This window comes from Bartonella senegalensis OS02, from assembly GCF_000312545.1.
Lineage (GTDB): Bacteria > Pseudomonadota > Alphaproteobacteria > Rhizobiales > Rhizobiaceae > Bartonella > Bartonella senegalensis.
Genome location: NZ_HE997540.1, coordinates 785,403 through 804,034, shown reverse-complemented (window position 1 = coordinate 804,034; position 18,632 = coordinate 785,403). Strand labels below are relative to the sequence as shown.

The window sequence follows — 18,632 nt, the reverse complement described above, 5'->3', positions numbered from 1 at the left end:
TGGCAAAGGATGTTCCATCTATTGAGAATAAGTCTCTTACAAACGCGTGAAAAGAAAAAACTTTATCCGTTGTTTGTGGAGAATGTTCACGTTACTTTTAAAGCGAAAGCTCAGGGGAGGATGAGGTTTTCCCTTATACTCAAAAACGGTGTAATATTCTTAAACGGTATGAATTCCTGGTTTCAGAAAGCGATCTCATATCCAATTGTGGAAAAAACTTGTCAAGAAACGATAGACTATAGAAGATCAATACCACCTTTTGTCCAGACTCCTCCCTATGCTAGAGTCTATAGATGAAATTCACCATAAGCGAAAAGCAAACCAAGATTTACCATGACAAGTGATTCTAGAGTAAATATTTTGGATCAAGCTTTGTATTTTTTCTCATAAAGGTAATGAGAATGATACGATTCAAACCTCTCAATTTTTTAAAGGTTCGAAAATACATAAGTTATTCCTAATAAAGATTATACTTCAGAGACAAGAAAAAACGGTTGAAGAAATATAACAGCACTCTTCTTGCTTCTTCGTGTCACAACGAAAAAACAATACATAACAATGACGAATGCCCTTATAAAAATATTACTTTTTCAATAAACTTAAATTCTTGAGATAGTTCTTCTTATAATTTGATAAAAAGCTTGTTTTATGGAACTCCTGATCTGTACTTTAATCGTTCTATAGTTTTAAAAACCAGCAAAAGTGCAACGTCTTCTTCTGTTAAAGAAGAACAAAACATTCTGAAAGAGGCAAAAAGGTCTCTCTTTTACGATAAAGTAGGACTCATGGTTTTAGAGAGACTACAGTTTCATCAATATTAAAAACATAACGTTTTTCATAAACCTCAACCGTCGGAGGCTTACGATTCTTCTCAAAGAGATCATAACCTTCCTTAAGCATCATCCAGAATTGATAATGGGGATCAGAGCTATGACGTGCCATATTAGCATCAGTCATGCGGAAAGGAAAAGCCTGCAACTGAAATTCTCTCTGCCCACCTCTAAAAGCATCCCGTGCAAAAGCGTAAATCTGTGCCATATTTTTATCGCTCATGGAATAACACCCAGCAGAAAAGCAAGAACCGTGCACCATAAGATTGCGCCCTGTGCGACCATGGGCTTGATCATAAAGGTTAGGAAATCCTATGTTAAAGGAAAGATAATATTTCGAATAAGGATTCATTTGATTTGCGCTAATAGTATAAAAGCCTTCTGGTGTCTGAAGATCCCCTTCCTTATATTTAGGTCCAAGCTGACCTGACCATTTACAAATGCCATATCGGGCTATCAGCACAAAAGGTCCAGAACGGGATTGTTTCCAAATTTCGGCAATATTTTCTTCCTTAAAAAACCGCATCATAATCGGCGCATAAGGATCAACATTATACAAAAGCATTCTATTTTGAACTTCTCGTGGAAGCGGCTGTTCAACTTTAGCACGAATAGAAGCTGGTAATCTTCCCTCACATGCTGTTAATATTCCAGTTGCAAACAGAACACATACTGGGAGGAATCTTTTGAATGTCATCGAATAAAACTCCAATCCATCCCCTCACAAGAACAAGTTATGCTAGAGAGCGACCAATTTGGAGATATTTTTCCCAACGTTCTTTTTTAAGAACGTCCCCCTCTTTGCCAGCCATAGCTTCTAAAGCGGAAGAAATAACATCGCCCGTTGCATCAATTACATTTTCTTTCCCTCTATGAGCTCCTCCTAAAGGCTCTGAAATAATGCCATCAATAATCTTTAACTGAAAGAGATCTTGCGCAGTAATACGCATATTCATTGCCGCATCTTTCGCACGGGTTGGATCACGCCATAAAATAGAAGCCGCTCCTTCTGGAGAAATAACAGAGTAAATTGCATGCTCTAACATATAAACTTTGTTGGCGGCAGCAATTGCTATTGCCCCCCCAGAACCGCCTTCTCCAATAACAACGGAAACGACAGGAACTTTTAAACGCAAAGTTGCTGCTGTTGATTGGGCAATCGCTTCTGCTTGACCACGCTCTTCAGCACTAACACCAGGATAGGCCCCTGCTGTATCGACAAAAGTGAGTAAAGGCAAACCAAAACGGTCAGCCATTTCCATAATACGTACAGCTTTGCGATATCCTTCTGGACGAGCAGAACCAAAATTATAGCGCAAACGTGTTTGCGTATCATGACCTTTCTCTTGCCCTATATAAGCGACTGCTTGTCCTTTAAAACGAGCAAATCCGGCTTGGATAGCCTCATCTTCGGCAAACTTGCGGTCTCCCGCCAAAGGCGTAACATCACTGAGCAACCGTGCAGAATAGTCCATAAAATGGGGACGGTCAGGATGACGAGCCACTTGCGTTTTTTGCCAAGGCGATAATTTTTTATAAATATCGCGCAATGCGTTTTTAGAGCGCATTTCAAGACGCGCAATCTCATCACTCATATCAAGACTGCCTTCTTCCTGAGAAATCTTTTTTAATTCAAGAATTTTCCCATCGAGATCAGCAACCGGTTTTTCAAAATCAAGATAATTATACATTGCATCCAACTTATTTAGTGTAAGTTATACACTTATAATTCGCTTTATAAAGTATTTTCAAAAACATCCTCTTTACCTAGCATTCTGCTCATCGGCAAGGGGATGATGTTCATTGACTAAACGAGAGAGTCCTTCTTCCAACACATGTGTGTAAATCTGAGTGGTTGCAATATCAGAGTGGCCTAACAAATGCTGAACGGCACGCAAATCAGCACCATTCTGCAAAAGATGACTAGCAAAAGCATGACGCAAAACATGGGGCGAAAAATCATCACTTTTTATGCCTGCTCTTTTAGCGAGACTTTTCAACTCCCGTGCAACGACTTGACGCGCAATATACCCTGTCTCTGAACGCGCAGGAAAAAGATAAACACTCTCAGCATATTTTCCCTGATCACGCAAGTTTAACCACTGAGAAAGAACTTGACATGCTTTTTTTGATAACAGCACCATTCGTTCTTTTTTGCCCTTACCCCGAACCAAAATACTGTAATCTTTTCCGCGGACAGCCTGCACTGGAAGGCTCACCAACTCACTGATACGAAGCCCTGTTGCATAAAGCATTTCAATCAACAACTGTAAACGCAATGCGCGCAAGTGACCTTTAGACCCATAATCTTCCTGATTGACTTCCAACTGCGCCAAATCGAGCAATTTCGCCACCACATCCTCACTGATAACTTTAGGCAAAGGACGCCCCTGACGCGGTGCCTCAATATTATGAGACGGATCATCTGCTCTCAATCCTTCAGCATAAAGAAATTGATAAAACTGACGTAAAGTCGATAAACGACGTGCTTGCGAAGACGCTGCAAAACCAAGAGTATACATAAGCGACAAAAGACCAATTAAATCTTCTCTTTGCGCTGAAAAAAGCGAAACAGAGTGCGAAGACAATTCCTCTTGTGCCCACTGCAAATCATGTTGATAAGCGGCAAGCGTATGCTCACAAGCCCCTCGCTCAGCACTCATCATCTCAAGAAAATGATCTATCACAGCATTACTTTTCATTTTATTGATTCGCTTTTGCAGAAAGATTCCATGAATCCAAAGGGACATCGACATACATATCTACAGTTATCGGCTCAACCCAAACCACGAGAGCAACCATTACACTGAAAAAAACAACAAGCAAAATGAAAATAATCATAAAACATCTGGTCAATGTTGGCATAAGACAATACTATCCAAAAATACTTTATCGCTTATCATGCCTCATAAAGATTAACAGGAATTGACTTTAAGGCGGATAAATGCCGAAATAAAACCATGAAAAGTAACCGACCAAAACATATTCCGATAACCCAAATAAAAAATCAACTTTTATCATCTCTTGATAAACGAGCGCTCGTACTTATTGGTCTTATGGGTGCAGGCAAATCAGTGATCGGAAAACGCGTTGCCACCATGCTCTGTTTGCCCTTCTATGATTCCGATCAAGAAATTGAAAAAGCTGCACAAATGACTATCACTGAACTCTTTAAAGTTTATGGTGAATCAGAATTCCGCGCTCTTGAACAACGTGTTATTCTCAATCTCCTTAAAAACAGACCTCTTGTTTTAGCAACAGGTGGGGGTGCCTACATAAATGACGATATCCGACAAGCCATTCATCAAAATGGTATAGCGATATGGCTTAAAGTCGATCTTGATATTCTTATGCAACGTGTCTCAAAGCGCAAAACACGACCACTTCTTCAAACAGCAAGTCCTAAAGAAACCATGCAAAAGCTCATGGAACAACGCTATCCTATCTATGCAAAAGCAAACTTAACAATTAACAGTCATAAGGAAAGCCGCCAAACCGTAGCAAAAAATGTCATAAGGTCTGTACAACACTACCTCGAAACAGAAAATAACCATAGGAATTAACCAGCATGCAAACCAAAATCGTCACTGTTAAAGTGGATAAACACTGTTACAATATCCTCATTGGTCCAGGCTTGGTTGCAACAGCTGCTTTGCAGATTAAGAATTCTCTTCACAGAAAAAATTTTCATCAAATGCGTTTGGCAATTATTACAGATACGAATGTCGCATCTCTCCATTTAGAGACATTGCAGGAAGAACTCACAAAAAATAAAATTCATACTGTTCCAATTATTGTCGAAGCAGGAGAACAATCAAAATCATTTTCAACGCTGCAAACTATCATTGATAAAATTCTTACTGCACGTTTAGAAAGAGGCGATTGCGTTATTGCTTTTGGAGGTGGTGTGATTGGTGACTTGGCGGGATTTGCCGCAAGTATTATACGCCGTGGAATGAACTTTATTCAGATGCCCACAACACTGCTTGCACAAATTGACTCCTCTGTTGGTGGAAAAACGGGCATCAATAGCCAACACGGTAAAAATCTTATTGGTACTTTTTATCAACCGCAATGCGTTATTTCTGACACCTGTCTTCTTGATACACTGCCACCACGTGAATTTCGCGCTGGTTACGCGGAAATGGTCAAATATGGTCTCATTAACCAGCCTGATTTCTTTGAATGGCTCGAAAAAAACGGACAAAAAGTTTTTTCCAACGGCCCAACACGAATACAAGCCATTGTTCATTCATGCCAATTTAAAGCCGATATTGTAGCACGTGATGAATACGAAACAGGGGAACGCGCACTCTTAAATCTTGGTCATACATTTGGACACATGCTTGAAACAGCAACCGCTTATGACCCAAACCGCTTAATCCATGGCGAAGCTGTAGCCATTGGGATGATTCTAGCGCACCAATTCTCTGCTCAACTCAATTTAATAAATCCAGCACTCATACAACGCATTGAAACACATTTTAAAGCTATGGGACTACCTACACAGCTAAAAGATATCGCAGGAAAATTACCAAATGCTGAAACATTGATGACTTTTATTGCCCAAGATAAAAAAGTCTCGCAAAATAATTTAACCTTCATCTTAACACGCGGAATTGGTCAATCATTTGTTGCAAAAAATGTTCTCCCAGAAGCAGTTTTAACTTTTCTGGAACAAAAATTAGCGGAAATCAGTTAATTCATATTGAATATAATTGATTCGTTTTTATACTTCTATTAAAAGAGTAAGTACGATGATGTCTGCGTAGCTCAGTAGGATAGAGCACAGGATTCCTAAAGAAATTGGGCACCTTAAGGAGAAATCCTCAAAGTGGATCTGCTCAAATTCGGGGAAAGCTTCATAGGAGAGGAAGACTATATGCCAATCCCGAGCCAAACCTCTCTTGAAAAGAGAGGAAGGTGTAGAGACTGAACGGGCAGCACCTAAAGAGCATAAGCTCCAAGGTGAAGAGACAGTCCAGACCACAAACAGCCTATAAAGCTGGCGATGAAAATCGAAGTGGTATGAATCCTGGGGCCGCAGGTTCGAATCCTGCCGTAGACACCATCGTATCAGTCAAATTATTCTTTCTGCTCAATAAGGAAGCATTATGAGAAAAACTTTACACATTTTAGGATTTTTCGCCGCTTTAAACTTATCACTCTTCAGCGCAAGCAACACCTTAGCTGCTTCTTTAATCATTGAAGTTCCAGAGGATGTAGAAACAACAACTCAGACCATTGCCTATGAGTGTAAGGTCGGAACCCATAAAAAACGTGTTGAAGCAATCTATCTCAATGCGGACAATATTTCGTTGGTTGATTTCATATGGAACAGTGATCGCGTTATTGCCACCAAGATCATTTCTAATACAGGAATAAAATATGCGGGAGGTCAGTATATATGGTGGAAGAAAAATAACGAGGTCACCCTTTATGATCTTGTGCAAGATCCCGAGGAAAAAAAACCTATCCTCTGTATAGATGAATCAACCTTATTATTCTAAATAACTAAGGAAATATCATGAAAAAACAACTTTTTATTGTACGATTTTTCATAGCTTTAAGTTTATCATTCTTCGGTTCAATCAATTCTTTTGCTGGTTCTTTAGTCATTGAGGTTCCAGATGATCCAGAACCAACAACTGAAACTATTACCTATCAATGCGCTATGGGAACAAATAAAGAGCGTGTTGAAGCAACCTATCACAATGCTGGTACCATTGCGCTGGTTGATTTAAAATGGGAAGATAAGCGCATTATTGGTTCCAATGTCATTGCTGCTTCTGGAGCAAAATATGTAGGAGGCGAATATATTTGGTGGACAACCAAAAATGGAGTTGTCCTTTATGATCTCATGAATGATCCTAAAGAAGAAAAGCCCATCCACTGTGTGGAAGAAAAAAGCACAGAGTAGAATTAAGGCTGTTCCACTTCAAAAACCGCTATCTTTCATCGCATGATGTTTTCTCTGATTTGGACAACTTTCCTTGCGTTTGATGCAATAAGAGAGACAGCGGCTTTTCCGATTGATCTTCTGAATGATGTCGATAAGCCGCTGCTTGTGAGAGCAGCATAGAAGCAACAGGTGTTGTTAGAAACAAAAAAAGCATCAGCAGTATTTCATGAAAAACAAAACAGTGATCTACAAGAATTGAATAAAGAAATGAGGCAATGAGAATGCTCCAAACACCCCAGCTTGTAGCCAATGAAAGCATATGTAAACGCTCGTAAAAACTGGAAAAACGTACCAAACCTATTGTTCCAATCAGTGTCAGTCCAGATCCTAATATTAAGAAAAGAGTGATAACAAGAGCAACTGTCAGCGATACTTCATCCTTCATTCAATAACTTCCCCGCGCATTAAAAATTTTGCCAAAGCAATACTTGAGACAGGACCTAAAAGAGCAATAATAAGAGCTGCTACAAAATAGATGGTTGTTCCTGAACGAATATCGAAGGTAAGAAACAAAAGGATAGTGGTTATATAAAGAGCATCTAAACCAACAACACGATCCTGCGCCCGTGGACCACGAATCAACCGAAACAATGCAAAAATCATCGCTAAACTTAAAAAAAACTGCGAAAGAAAAATCCCCCAATAAAGAATCACCATACTCATGAGAAAATCTCCAAAAGTAATTGCTCATAGCGTTGTTTAATCAACCGTTGGTAATCATATCCATTTTTTAAATTTAAGACATGAAGTAAAAGTTCACCATTTTTTCTATTATAGGCAATCCAAAAAGTTCCTGGAGTGACCGAAAGGATGCAAGCTAAAAGAGCCAAAGCAGTACGGCCCTCAAGCGAAAGAGGCACAACAATAAAACCTGATTGTTGTTCTCGGAACTTTTTTGTTACAATAAACCAAGCGACAGCAATATTTGAAATTATAGAATCAATAAATACGCGAAAAATCAGACGAAAGACCGCACTCCAACTTTTAATAGTGGTCTTTTCCAGTGCAAGAAGCCGCATCATCCAACCACCAAATAAAGCAATTATAATACCTAAAAGCAATTGACCTAAACTAAAACCATTTAAAATCAGCCACATAAAAACAATGACTGCACTAAAAACAGGAAAAAGACAAAAATATTTCATCGATTTATCTCCCTATTTTTGAGAGAAAAATCATCTAAAACGCTCCTAATATAGTTCTGGGGTTCATACAAAGTCTTAGCAGTTTCAGACATATAGTGGCTAACAGGACCAGCTAGAATTGTTATAAGAAAACATAAAGTAAGGAGAACGGCAATAGGTGCAAATTCGATCACCTGCACACGCGGAATTATGCCTTCATGAGATACCCAAAAAGTTCGAATACCTGTTCTTGTCAGAGCAATCAAAGCTGCAAAACCGGAGATGGTAACAAAAATTACAAAAAGCCAATCCTGATAAGCAGGTAGAAAAACAGATAAATCTCCCTTAGTGTGGTTTAAAATTGCCATAAACATCATAAATTTAGCTACGAAACCGGAAAAAGGCGGCAACCCAATAATTAAAAGAGCACAGACACAAAAACACCCCCCGAGAATGGCCAAAGTTAACGGCAAATAAGTACCAACTTCATCTTCTTCCTCTTCTTCATCGTCACCATAAACTTCCATGGTGACAGTTAAAACATTGGCAGCGACATCTTGACAACGTTCAACGAGCTCCACCAGAAGAAAAAAAGCGCCAAGTGCTAAAGTTGAAGAAACAATGTAAAAGAGTGCACCTGCTGTGAGTGCTGTACTGCCGATCCCAATAGTTGCTAACAAAGTACCAGAAGAGACAAGAACGCTATAAGCGGCCAAACGTACCAAAACTTGGCTGGCCAAGACTCCAATAAAGCCAAAAGCCATAGTTGCAAGTCCGCCATAAAATAAAACGGTTTGACCAAAGTGGCTCAGATATTCACTTTCAGGACCAAACCACAACAATGTTAAACGTAAAATAATATAAATACCTACCTTGCTTAAAAGTGCAAAAGAAGCTCCAACGGGCGCTGCTGCCGCACTGTAAGTTGGCATCAACCAAAAATTAAGTGGCCACATACCGGCTTTAAGCAAGAAAGCAACCCCCAAAAGCGCCGCACCTATTTCAAATAAAACAATATCAGCAGAAGCTATATGTTTCATTTTTACAGCCAAATCGGCCATATTAAGGGTACCAACGATTCCATAAATGAGTGCGGTACCAATGAGAAACAACAAAGAAGCAATAAGATTAACAACGACATAATGCAATCCTGCACGTACACGTAAAGGACCAGAGCCATGCAACGCAAGACCATAAGAAGCCGTTAACATCACTTCAAAAAACACAAATAAATTAAACAAATCACCTGTCAAAAAAGCGCCGTTTATTCCAACCATGAAAAATTGCATGAGTGACTGAAAGTGAGGACCAGCTTTATACCAATGCGCTTGTGCAAAAACTAATGCAGCAGTGATCAACAAACTAGAAAGTAACAGCATCATAGAACTTAATCGATCAAGGACCAAGACAATTCCAAAGGGAGAAGGCCAATTGCCAAGCCGATAAACATCCGCAGCTGGTGCAACTTCCAGAGCATGGAGTATCAATAAAACAGCAAGAACAACCAATAATCCGGCAGAAGAAATGCTGATCAATGATTTCAATTTTGAACGACGTTCATCGCAAAAAAGAAGAAGTGCTCCAGTAATTAACGGCAAAAGAATAGGTAAAATAATGAGATGATTTACTCCAATTTTCATCACTGCACCTCACGTCCATCAACGTGATCTGAACCCGTTAAACCGCGTGAAACCAGAAGGATAACCAAAAATAAAGCTGTGGTTGCAAAACCAATAACAATCGCAGTTAAAACCAAAGCTTGAGGGAGAGGATCGACATAATTAGCTGGATTGATAACAGTGGTAGGATCAACAATTGGCGCAGCATTACTACGTGGTCTACTCATTGAAAATATGAAAAGATTGACACCATAAGAGATCAAAGACAAACCAAGAATGACTTGAAAAGTTCGTGGACGCAAAACAAGCCAAATTCCTGATCCAACGAGAACACCAATGCCTAAAGAAAGAATAATTTCCATTAATTTTCCTTCTCTTTCAAAAGAGGTTTCTTACCGATTCGGTAACTACGAATTGACTGGTGTGCAAGCGCAATTAAAATGAGAACTGTAGCTCCCAACACAAGAGAAAACACACCCAAATCAAATAAAAAAGCAGAGGATACAGGAATGTTTCCAATCAGTGGCAGATGCGTATCTTGAAAAAAGGAGGTTAAAAAAGGATACCCAAAGAGCAAAGCCCCCATTCCCGTTAAAACTGACAACGACAAGCCAAATCCTATCCAACGTAAAGGCAAAACCTTCAAATGGTTTTCCACCCAACGAATATCACGGGCAAGATATTGTAAAATAAATCCTATCGCTAAAGTCACACCACCGACAAATCCCCCTCCTGGAAGATTATGCCCCCGTATAAATAAATAAACTGAAAAAGCGATAATAATGGGAAAGAGCCACCCCATAATAACAACTGGCACAGTGAGATAATTGAATACTGTATCTCCCACATTTTGATCAGACTGTGCCATATCAAAAGCTTTCTGAATACGTTGTTGAAAAGGTGCATCTATACTTTCAGGAGCAGGACGAAACCGTCGCAAAAGAGCAAAGACAGTGAGGGAAACAACACCCAAAACGACAATTTCTCCCATAGTATCAAAACCACGGAAATCAACTAACAACACATTGACAACATTACGACCACCAGCATTCGAATAAGCACTTGTTAGAAAAAAATCAGAAACGGTCTGACCTTGAGGGCGTGTCATCACCACAAAGGAGAGCCATGCAACACCACCACCTCCCAAGAGTGCTATGATGAAATCACGCATACGGCGCAAACGTACAAAAAAATGAACAGGAGTTGGAGCAGGATTATATAACCGTTTAGGCAACCATCGCAAACCAAGCAATAACAAGACAACAGTCACAACTTCAACAACCAATTGTGTTATTGCCAAATCAGGTGCAGAAAGCCATAAAAAGGTCGCACAAGTCATCAACCCTGCTCCCCCCAACAGCATGAGTGATGCAAGACGATGAAATTTTGCTTGCCAAGCAACTAAAAGCGCGCACAATCCGCCAACCAACCAAAGAGCAAGAAAAGGAAGATCAAGTGGGAAAAGTGGCAATGAACCTGCTGAAATAAAACCATCACACCACAGCAAAAGAGCAACAAATGCAAAACACAGCAAGAAAATCCAGTGCAACTGTATCTGCAAACGGCGTGTCGATAAAACAGCTTCCACTGCACGCGCCCATTTCCAAGAAAGAATCACAAGAATACGTTCAAAAATACGCGGTCCGTTTAAGTGACGAAAAAAAGGCGCTCCATCATCACAGGATAAAAAGTAACGATGCCCGACAGCATAGAGCAATGCACCTCCTAATAATGCCACAAAACTCATCATTAAGGGAGTATTAAACCCATGCCAAACAGCTAAACTATAGGGAATTGTCATTGGCCCTAAAACAGAGACAACGGCATTATCCAAAATAGGTCCGATTGTTAAATGAGGCATAATACCAACCGTCAAACAAATAAACACCAAAAGTTCCATTGGTAGACGCATAAAATGCGGTGGTTCATGTGGATTTTTTGGTAAGTCGACAGGTTTTGGTCCTAAAAAGACACCATGAATAAAGCGTATAGAATAGGTCACACTAAAAAGGCTTGCCAGTGTTGCTACATAAGGTGCAATCCAATCGAGCCATGATTCCATATGTTGTTCAACAGCTTCAGCAAAAAACATTTCTTTTGATAAAAAACCATTCAGCAAAGGAACTCCTGCCATTGCTGCGCTCGCCACCAAAGCGAGGGTTGCTGTAATAGGCATAGAGCGATAAAGTCCTGTCAGCTTACGCATATCACGCGTCCCTGTTTCGTGATCAATAATACCAGCAGCCATAAATAAAGAAGCTTTAAACGTAGCATGATTAGCCATATGAAAGATCGCTGCAACACATGCTAGTGAGCTCCCAAGACTTAAAAGCGTTGTAATCAATCCAAGATGACTAATGGTTGAATAAGCAAGCAAGCCTTTCAGATCTTGCTGAAACATGGAAAAATAGGCGCCAAGCAGCAGTGTTGAGAGTCCTGAAAAGCCAACCAACCAAAACCAAGATTCTGTTCCTGATAAAACTGGCCATAAACGAACAAGCAGAAACAGCCCGGCTTTCACCATTGTTGCCGAATGCAAATAAGATGAGACAGGTGTTGGAGCAGCCATCGCATGAGGCAACCAAAAGTGGAATGGAAACTGGGCACTTTTCGTTAATGCTCCCAATAAAATACAAATAAGGATAGGACTATAAAGAGAGCTTGACCGAATCAGATTTCCAGATTGCAGCACTTTATCCAAATCAAAACTGCCAACGATAGATCCAATCAATAACACGCCAATAAAAAGGGCAAAACCACCAAAACCTGTGATTGTTAAAGCCATACGTGCACCATCACGCGCGCTTGCATTATGGTACCAATAGCCAATCAACAAAAAAGAAAAAATACTAGTGAGTTCCCAAAAAACGACCAAAAAGACGAGATTCCCTGACAAAACTATTCCTGTCATTGATCCCATAAAGGCCAAAAAAAAGGAAAAAAATCGTGGTACAGAATCTGCCGGATCCATATAATAGCGCGCATAGACAACAACAAGCAGCCCAATTCCTGTAATGAGTAAGCAAAAAAGCCATGCCAACCCATCCATACGGAAGATCAAATCACTCCCCCATTCAGGAAGCCAAGAGATATCCAAACGCACCACACGGTTTGCGCGAATCGCCGGATAAAGCATTATTGTAAAAAGAAAGCTGAAAAGTGCTATACCTCCAGCAAACCAAGCTTCATTATTTTTTGCTGTCGAACGAAAAAAGCCAATAACAGCACTGCCACCAAAGGGAAGCAAAACCAGCAATATCAACATTGCTTCCCGTGTTGTCATTCTCCAAGCTCCATCTTGCCTTTAACATTTTGTCTATGACAAAATGAAAATTTTCATTACACCTCCCCATCTACTATTTACGACAAGAAGATTTAATAAAACTTAAAAGCGGTTAAAATTTTCACAAAACAACTATTAGCTGAAAAAATGCTCAAAATACAAACTGCTTTAAGATTTTTCACTTTTTATCCCTTAAAAAATCAAGCATTTCCTATCCTTTAAAAAAACGAGAAAAACACTGCTTACGAGGTCCATAAAAAGGTTGATAGCTATTGTCACTTTCATTGTAAGAACGATAACGTGCATGACAAGAATCAAGATGTTGTTTGAGCATCCACGGTTCTTTTTCTTCCAAAGAAGAAATTAAAAGCATTCTGTGCGAAGTTGATCTTGCTTTTAAGGGCACATGCTTTGCATTTTGATTTGGAAATGCAACGAATGCCATTTCAGGATACCACCAATCATCACTATATTTACGATAACCGCGTCGATAATGACGATAACCTTTAAAACCATTAAGTTCTCTACGCCCTGTAACAATTAAAGGAACCGTATTTTCTTGAATGGAAGCTGGATAAGATACCCTCATCTCAGGATAACTTTTTTGCACAGAACCAATGATATTGGTTACTATTATGAAAACACTTCCGATAATTGCAATAATCAAAGCATAATAAAAACTCTTCATCATAAGCATATTACAAATCCCATAACAACGGAACCAAAATTGGATTACAGAGTCTCTCTTCCGCACCAAACAAGACGCAGATTTTCTTTTACGATTCTTTTTGCTTGAGACATTCTGCTACTCCATGTACTAAACGTTGATCTGAAGAATAAGATCCTTCAAAAAATGGATAAAAAATGATTAGAACTCCCTATTATCTTATCGATAAATCCAAACTCATAAGGAATATGGAAATCATCGCTCGCTTACGAGAAATGTCGGGAGCAAAAATTTTGCTCGCCTTGAAATGCTTTGCCACATGGGGTGTTTTTGATTTAATGTCCCAATATATGGATGGAACGACCTCATCTTCCCTTTATGAACTCCGTTTAGGAAGAGAAAAATTTGGCAAAGAAACCCATGCCTATTCAGTAGCTTGGGCAGACCATGAAATTGATGAAACCTGTAGTTATGCAGATAAAATTATCTTTAATTCCATCCAACAGCTTCACCGTTTTGCCAACGCGACAAAAACCATCCAGCGAGGTTTAAGATTAAATCCAGGAATCAGTGCCTCAAACTTTGATCTTGCCAACCCCTCTCGCCCTTTTAGCCGCTTAGGTGAAACCAACCAAAAGGCTATTAAAGAAGTTTTGCCTCTTATAAACGGCTTAATGATTCATAATAATTGTGAAAATGCCGATTTTAATCTTTTCGACAAAATGCTAAAATATATGGAAGAAAAATTTGCAGAACTTTTTGCTGCGGTTGATTGGATAAGCCTTGGAGGTGGAATTCATTTCACGGCTAAAGATTATCCTCTAGAAACTTTTGCAGAACGCTTAAGACATTTTTCAAAAACCTATGGCGTCACCATTTTTCTAGAACCAGGAGAAGCTGCTATCACCAAAAGCACAACATTAGAAGTAAGTGTGCTTGATACATTGTATAATGAAAAAAAATCTTGCCATAGTTGATAGCTCAATAGAAGCTCATATGCTTGATCTTTTAATCTATCGTGAAAATGCCAAACTAGAACAAAATCAAGGTCCCCATGAAATTATGGTTTGTGGAAAATCTTGTCTTGCTGGTGATATTTTTGGAACATTTCAGTTTCCTGAACCTCTCAAAATAGGTGACAGATTATCTTTTCAGGATGCAGCAGGCTATACAATGGTCAAAAAGAACTGGTTTAATGGCGTCACAATGCCAGCCATTGTCATTAAAGAGTGTAGCGGAGCTCTAACAATTCAACGTCAATTTAGTTACAATGATTATCAAAAAAGTCTTTCATAATTCAAATCGACAAAAAACCATCATACGGCAATATTAATGAAGGAGATAAACTAAAAATGAAGAAAAATGTTCTCATTATTGGTGCTGGAGGTGTTGCACAAGTTGTTGCGCATAAATGTGCCCAAAACAACGATATTTTTGGTGAAATTCATATCGCTTCACGGACACTCAAAAAATGTGAAGCAATTGTTGCATCCATTAAAAATAAAAAAGCAATGAAAGTAGAAGGCATTCTCAAAAGCCATACACTCAATGCAATGGATGTTGCAGAAACTGTGCAACTCATCCAAAAAACCAAATGTGAAATTGTTATCAATGTTGGCTCTTCTTTCCTTAATATGTCTGTTCTCTCAGCCTGTATCGAAACAAAGTGTGCTTATATCGATACCGCAATTCATGAAGACCCTTTGAAAATTTGTGAAACACCTCCTTGGTATAGTAATTATGAATGGCCGAGACGTGAAGAATGTGAAAAAGCTGGTATAACTGCCATTTTAGGTGCTGGATTTGATCCAGGCGTCGTGAATGCTTACGCAGCATTGGCGAACAATGATTATTTCGACAAAATCACAGATATTGATATCATTGATATTAATGCAGGAAACCATGGGCGTTGGTTTGCCACAAACTTTGATCCAGAAATTAACTTTCGCGAATTTACAGGACAAGTATGGTCATGGCAAAATAAAAAATGGGCCTCCAATCAAATGTTTGAAGTCAGCCATGAATGGGATCTCCCCATTGTTGGAAAACAAAAAGCCTATATGACGGGACATGATGAGATTCACTCGTTATCTAAAAATCTTGATGTTCAAAATATCCGCTTCTGGATGGGGTTTGGCGAACGTTATATTACTGTTTTTACTGTTTTGAAAAATCTAGGCCTTTTATCTGAACAACCGGTTAAAACAGCAGAGGGACAAGAAGTTGTTCCTTTAAAAGTCGTAAAAGCTGTCTTACCTGATCCCTCTTCTTTAGCACCCGATTATACAGGAAAAACCTGTATTGGAGACCTTATTAAAGGCGAAAAAGATGGAAAACCAAGAGAAGTGTTTATCTATAATATAGCTGATCATAAACAAGCTTTTCATGAAACCGGTGCACAAGCTATTTCTTACACAGCCGGTGTACCCGCAGCAGCAACTGCTCTTCTTATTGCCACTGGCGAATGGGATGTGAAAACCATGGTTAACATAGAAGAACTACCACCGCATCCTTTTCTCAAATATCTCGATCATATGGGGCTTCCTACCTGTATAAGAGAACACCAAGAAGAGAGAAAATTACAATTTTAAATTTATTCTTTATAGACCAACGAAAGATACAGAAAACCGCTTCTAAGAAAGAGCGGTTTTTTGAAAAATAGACAAGATATTGATTTATAAATTAATTTATCATTTTTCAACTTAAATGAGAACCTCGAACATCATAAGGATTCTCTCATCTCAACCCCTCTCCTAGTGAATCACTTAAAATCATTTCCTTGTACGGCAAAAGCGAGACTGGCGTGTGAATAAAAACAACTTAAAAAAATAAAAATGCCCCTTATGAACTGTCTTAAGTGCCAAAGGCTGTCACAACATTTTGTACTAACCAAGGGAATAACGGTGCCAACTTACTCCTTCATAAGCGTAAAGGTGGCGGAACCAATAGATTTACCGTTATACCCTTCACGAGCACCGTCGTGAAATAGGCTTGAGAGCATTGAAAAATGTTTCTTAAAATAAGCACGTGAATTGGCAACACAAATGGCGTTCTGCTCTTTATAAAGATGCGTAATTCTATTAATAAAAAATGCGATAAACAAAAGCGTAAAATAATATGCATTCTCTATTATTTAAAAGACGTTGCCATGAATGCTTTTGAAAGTGGTAAAGCCGGATCAAAAGGTAAGAGTAAGGTTGAAAAATAGTTTCTATCGTCACCACTTCATATCCTCTCCAAATGAGGCTTTTTCTTGCCTTTTAGAGATGACACAAACCGAACTACCAGTGCTCCATCTGGCATACAAAGACTGCCCATATAGCACTAAACCGCCTTGATCTTTATCTCAAACATGCTGCTGTGCTAGATCTCAATTATTGATTTACAAAGTAACAGCAAAAATACGAGCTTTTATTAAGGGAAACAACGCCATAAAATCACAAACTTTCCAGCAATGGATTGGAAAGCTATTCCTATTCTTTATAAAAAACCTTGCAAAACACCAAACACAACAAATCTAGCTTTATATTTTCTTAACCTTATGAGGCGTAAAAATTCTTTGAATTACATCCATAAAAGCGGATTGACGGCGATCTATAGACAATACCCACTGAGAATAGGAAAGGAAGGCGTGATACTACAACAAAAGTCTGCGTACCCTTCTCACCATAAGCTCTAAAAATTTTGAAAAAACGCGCCTATTTTCTCGCAATGATTTCTTTTTTCTGCAACTGGTCGTGGTCCTCATCCCGCAAAACAGAACGCCATTGAGTTGCCAATTCAAAGACTTGTTTTAAAGAGACATCTCTTAATGTACCCAAACCCATTTCGCGACGGTGCTCGTGAAAGGTATAACAGTAAATCCATTGTGCATCATTCTCTTTGCGCTTATGAAGGTTAAGCTGGCACTATCATACTCTTTCAGCTCAAAATGTTGTACCAGCTCTTAGCATTTAAGACGATTCATAAAAAGCATATCGACTCCTTATCTTAATAGTTTTTATCCACACGCTCATCGCGCTTGTAACGTGCAAGCGAATGATTGTGATTGTTTCAATATAGAAAGATTTGAAATGAGAGAATCTTGCGGCATTAAGAGTTCTCATTCAACATGCAAAACAATAATTTATCATTATAAATCAATATTTTGTCCGCTTACTGCAAATTGCGTGGTAAAATATACTACAATATATCTATCCGCAAAAACAAAAAGCATCTTTAATGCCTCTTCAAAAATCATAACATAGATCCCTAAAAAGCTTCTTTTACTCTATATCTATGCACTTCACTTTCTAAGCCGAAGAACCATTGAAGCAAAGACCAAGCCCCTCATAAAAGAAAAAAATTTCTATCAAATCGCCAGAATAGACGTTTGAAATCTTTAATTTTTTTAAAGAAGCCTTTGATAAAAGGCAATTTCTATAAAAATATACACCATTCTACCGCAATTTTTTCTTAGTTGAGGAAAGCAGAAAGACAGAGATGTCATTTTTTTTATGCATTGAAACAGAATTTTTAACGGCAATAATTTTTATATTTTTGATTCTCTTCAAAAAACTGAAGATATTTGGATAATATCATTCCGATTATCAAAGTGAAAAAAACAGAAATCTTGAACCAAGTTATTCACCACAGCAATAAATTTTCTAAGTCCAATCTTGATTTGCTTTTTGCCAACATGTCTCTTGTCATGCTGACTGCAAATATTAGCGTGTAGGATAAGTTTTTTGGGCAAGGATCGTATCAATCCCCACAAGATTAGCTATCATAATCCACAATGTCTTTGGAAAACGCTTTCAAAACCAAATATCAGATCCCCTTCGAACAAAGAGGACTCACAACGTTTAGAAATGATACAATCTCTTGCCTAAAGATAAAGGGAAGCTTTCACTCTTGAGCACACGCACATTTTTAAAACAAAATGAACACCTTCAAAAAACACGACAGGGCTTTAACATTTTACTTGTAATCTATTTATCTATTTATATCTGTGTAATAATCTTCATTATGGATAGATTTGTTGGGATAGATAAGGCCGTTCAAGCTTTGCGTGTTTCGATCAGCAACTCTAAGCCGTTGGGAATGTGAAGGCAAAATTATTTCTGAGCATACTGCAGGAGGTCACCGCCGTTATGATCTTTCCAAGA

15 protein-coding genes and 4 pseudogenes are annotated in these 18,632 nt (G+C 38.7%); 7 read left to right on the top strand and 12 right to left on the bottom strand.

The window, feature by feature from the left end; genetic code table 11:
* Positions 1–783 precede the first annotated feature (783 nt).
* The 4 genes from BN200_RS03140 to BN200_RS09455 form a co-directional block, all read right to left on the bottom strand.
* The gene (locus tag BN200_RS03140) at positions 784–1,527 is read right to left on the bottom strand and encodes a L,D-transpeptidase family protein (RefSeq protein ID WP_019220995.1); all 744 of its coding nucleotides are present in this window, start codon (positions 1,525–1,527) and stop codon (positions 784–786) included.
* A 37-nt stretch (positions 1,528–1,564) separates the two neighbouring features.
* The gene (locus BN200_RS03135; protein WP_034988673.1) at positions 1,565–2,521 is read right to left on the bottom strand and encodes an acetyl-CoA carboxylase carboxyltransferase subunit alpha; all 957 of its coding nucleotides are present in this window, start codon (positions 2,519–2,521) and stop codon (positions 1,565–1,567) included.
* Between the two features lie 72 nt (positions 2,522–2,593).
* Entirely contained in the window at positions 2,594–3,532 is a 939-nt protein-coding gene (locus tag BN200_RS03130) for a site-specific tyrosine recombinase XerD (protein ID WP_019220993.1), read from the bottom strand.
* A gap of 1 nt (position 3,533) precedes the next feature.
* Positions 3,534–3,671, bottom strand: a complete 138-nt coding sequence (locus BN200_RS09455) for a hypothetical protein (RefSeq protein ID WP_210160879.1) — start codon at positions 3,669–3,671, stop codon at positions 3,534–3,536.
* A gap of 119 nt (positions 3,672–3,790) precedes the next feature.
* Here BN200_RS09455 and BN200_RS03125 point away from each other — a divergent pair.
* From BN200_RS03125 to BN200_RS03110, 4 genes and pseudogenes are all read left to right on the top strand, one after another.
* Positions 3,791–4,424, top strand: a pseudogene (locus tag BN200_RS03125) (shikimate kinase).
* Positions 4,399–5,532, top strand: coding sequence for a 3-dehydroquinate synthase (gene aroB, locus BN200_RS03120; RefSeq protein ID WP_019220990.1), 1,134 nt, complete (start codon positions 4,399–4,401; stop codon positions 5,530–5,532). Before BN200_RS03125 ends, aroB begins: the two are co-directional and overlap by 26 nt.
* 412 nt (positions 5,533–5,944) lie before the next feature.
* On the top strand, positions 5,945–6,340 hold the full coding sequence (locus BN200_RS03115; RefSeq protein ID WP_019220988.1) for an MliC family protein: 396 nt from the start codon (positions 5,945–5,947) through the stop codon (positions 6,338–6,340).
* 17 nt (positions 6,341–6,357) lie between these two features.
* Positions 6,358–6,750 (top strand): MliC family protein, encoded by a 393-nt coding sequence (locus tag BN200_RS03110; RefSeq protein ID WP_019220987.1) that lies wholly within the window; start codon positions 6,358–6,360, stop codon positions 6,748–6,750.
* A gap of 28 nt (positions 6,751–6,778) precedes the next feature.
* Here BN200_RS03110 and mnhG read toward each other — a convergent pair whose 3' ends face one another.
* The 7 genes from mnhG to BN200_RS03075 form a co-directional block, all read right to left on the bottom strand.
* Entirely contained in the window at positions 6,779–7,177 is a 399-nt protein-coding gene (gene mnhG, locus BN200_RS03105; protein WP_019220986.1) for a monovalent cation/H(+) antiporter subunit G, read from the bottom strand.
* Complete coding sequence (locus BN200_RS03100) at positions 7,174–7,455, bottom strand: K+/H+ antiporter subunit F (RefSeq protein WP_019220985.1); 282 nt, start codon at positions 7,453–7,455, stop codon at positions 7,174–7,176. The genes mnhG and BN200_RS03100 overlap by 4 nt, the downstream gene beginning before the upstream one ends.
* Complete coding sequence (locus BN200_RS03095) at positions 7,452–7,937, bottom strand: Na+/H+ antiporter subunit E (protein WP_019220984.1); 486 nt, start codon at positions 7,935–7,937, stop codon at positions 7,452–7,454. The genes BN200_RS03100 and BN200_RS03095 overlap by 4 nt, the downstream gene beginning before the upstream one ends.
* A complete protein-coding gene (locus BN200_RS03090; RefSeq protein WP_019220983.1) occupies positions 7,934–9,556 on the bottom strand; it encodes a monovalent cation/H+ antiporter subunit D in 1,623 nt (540 codons plus the stop codon). The genes BN200_RS03095 and BN200_RS03090 overlap by 4 nt, the downstream gene beginning before the upstream one ends.
* Complete coding sequence (locus BN200_RS03085; protein ID WP_019220982.1) at positions 9,556–9,897, bottom strand: Na+/H+ antiporter subunit C; 342 nt, start codon at positions 9,895–9,897, stop codon at positions 9,556–9,558. Before BN200_RS03085 ends, BN200_RS03090 begins: the two co-directional genes overlap by 1 nt.
* The gene (locus BN200_RS03080; RefSeq protein ID WP_019220981.1) at positions 9,897–12,818 is read right to left on the bottom strand and encodes a monovalent cation/H+ antiporter subunit A; all 2,922 of its coding nucleotides are present in this window, start codon (positions 12,816–12,818) and stop codon (positions 9,897–9,899) included. Before BN200_RS03080 ends, BN200_RS03085 begins: the two co-directional genes overlap by 1 nt.
* 211 nt (positions 12,819–13,029) lie before the next feature.
* Positions 13,030–13,515, bottom strand: coding sequence for a BA14K family protein (locus BN200_RS03075; protein ID WP_019220980.1), 486 nt, complete (start codon positions 13,513–13,515; stop codon positions 13,030–13,032).
* A gap of 167 nt (positions 13,516–13,682) precedes the next feature.
* Here BN200_RS03075 and BN200_RS03070 point away from each other — a divergent pair.
* Positions 13,683–14,781 (top strand): annotated as a pseudogene (locus tag BN200_RS03070) (carboxynorspermidine decarboxylase).
* A 56-nt stretch (positions 14,782–14,837) separates the two neighbouring features.
* The gene (locus tag BN200_RS03065) at positions 14,838–16,076 is read left to right on the top strand and encodes a saccharopine dehydrogenase family protein (protein ID WP_019220979.1); all 1,239 of its coding nucleotides are present in this window, start codon (positions 14,838–14,840) and stop codon (positions 16,074–16,076) included.
* Between the two features lie 1,116 nt (positions 16,077–17,192).
* Here BN200_RS03065 and BN200_RS10065 read toward each other — a convergent pair.
* Positions 17,193–17,387: pseudogene (locus BN200_RS10065) on the bottom strand (integrase); the annotation flags it as partial.
* Positions 17,388–18,492: 1,105 nt separating this feature from the next.
* Between BN200_RS10065 and BN200_RS10060 the strand changes: the two are divergent.
* Positions 18,493–18,632, top strand: a pseudogene (locus BN200_RS10060) (MerR family DNA-binding transcriptional regulator); the annotation flags it as partial.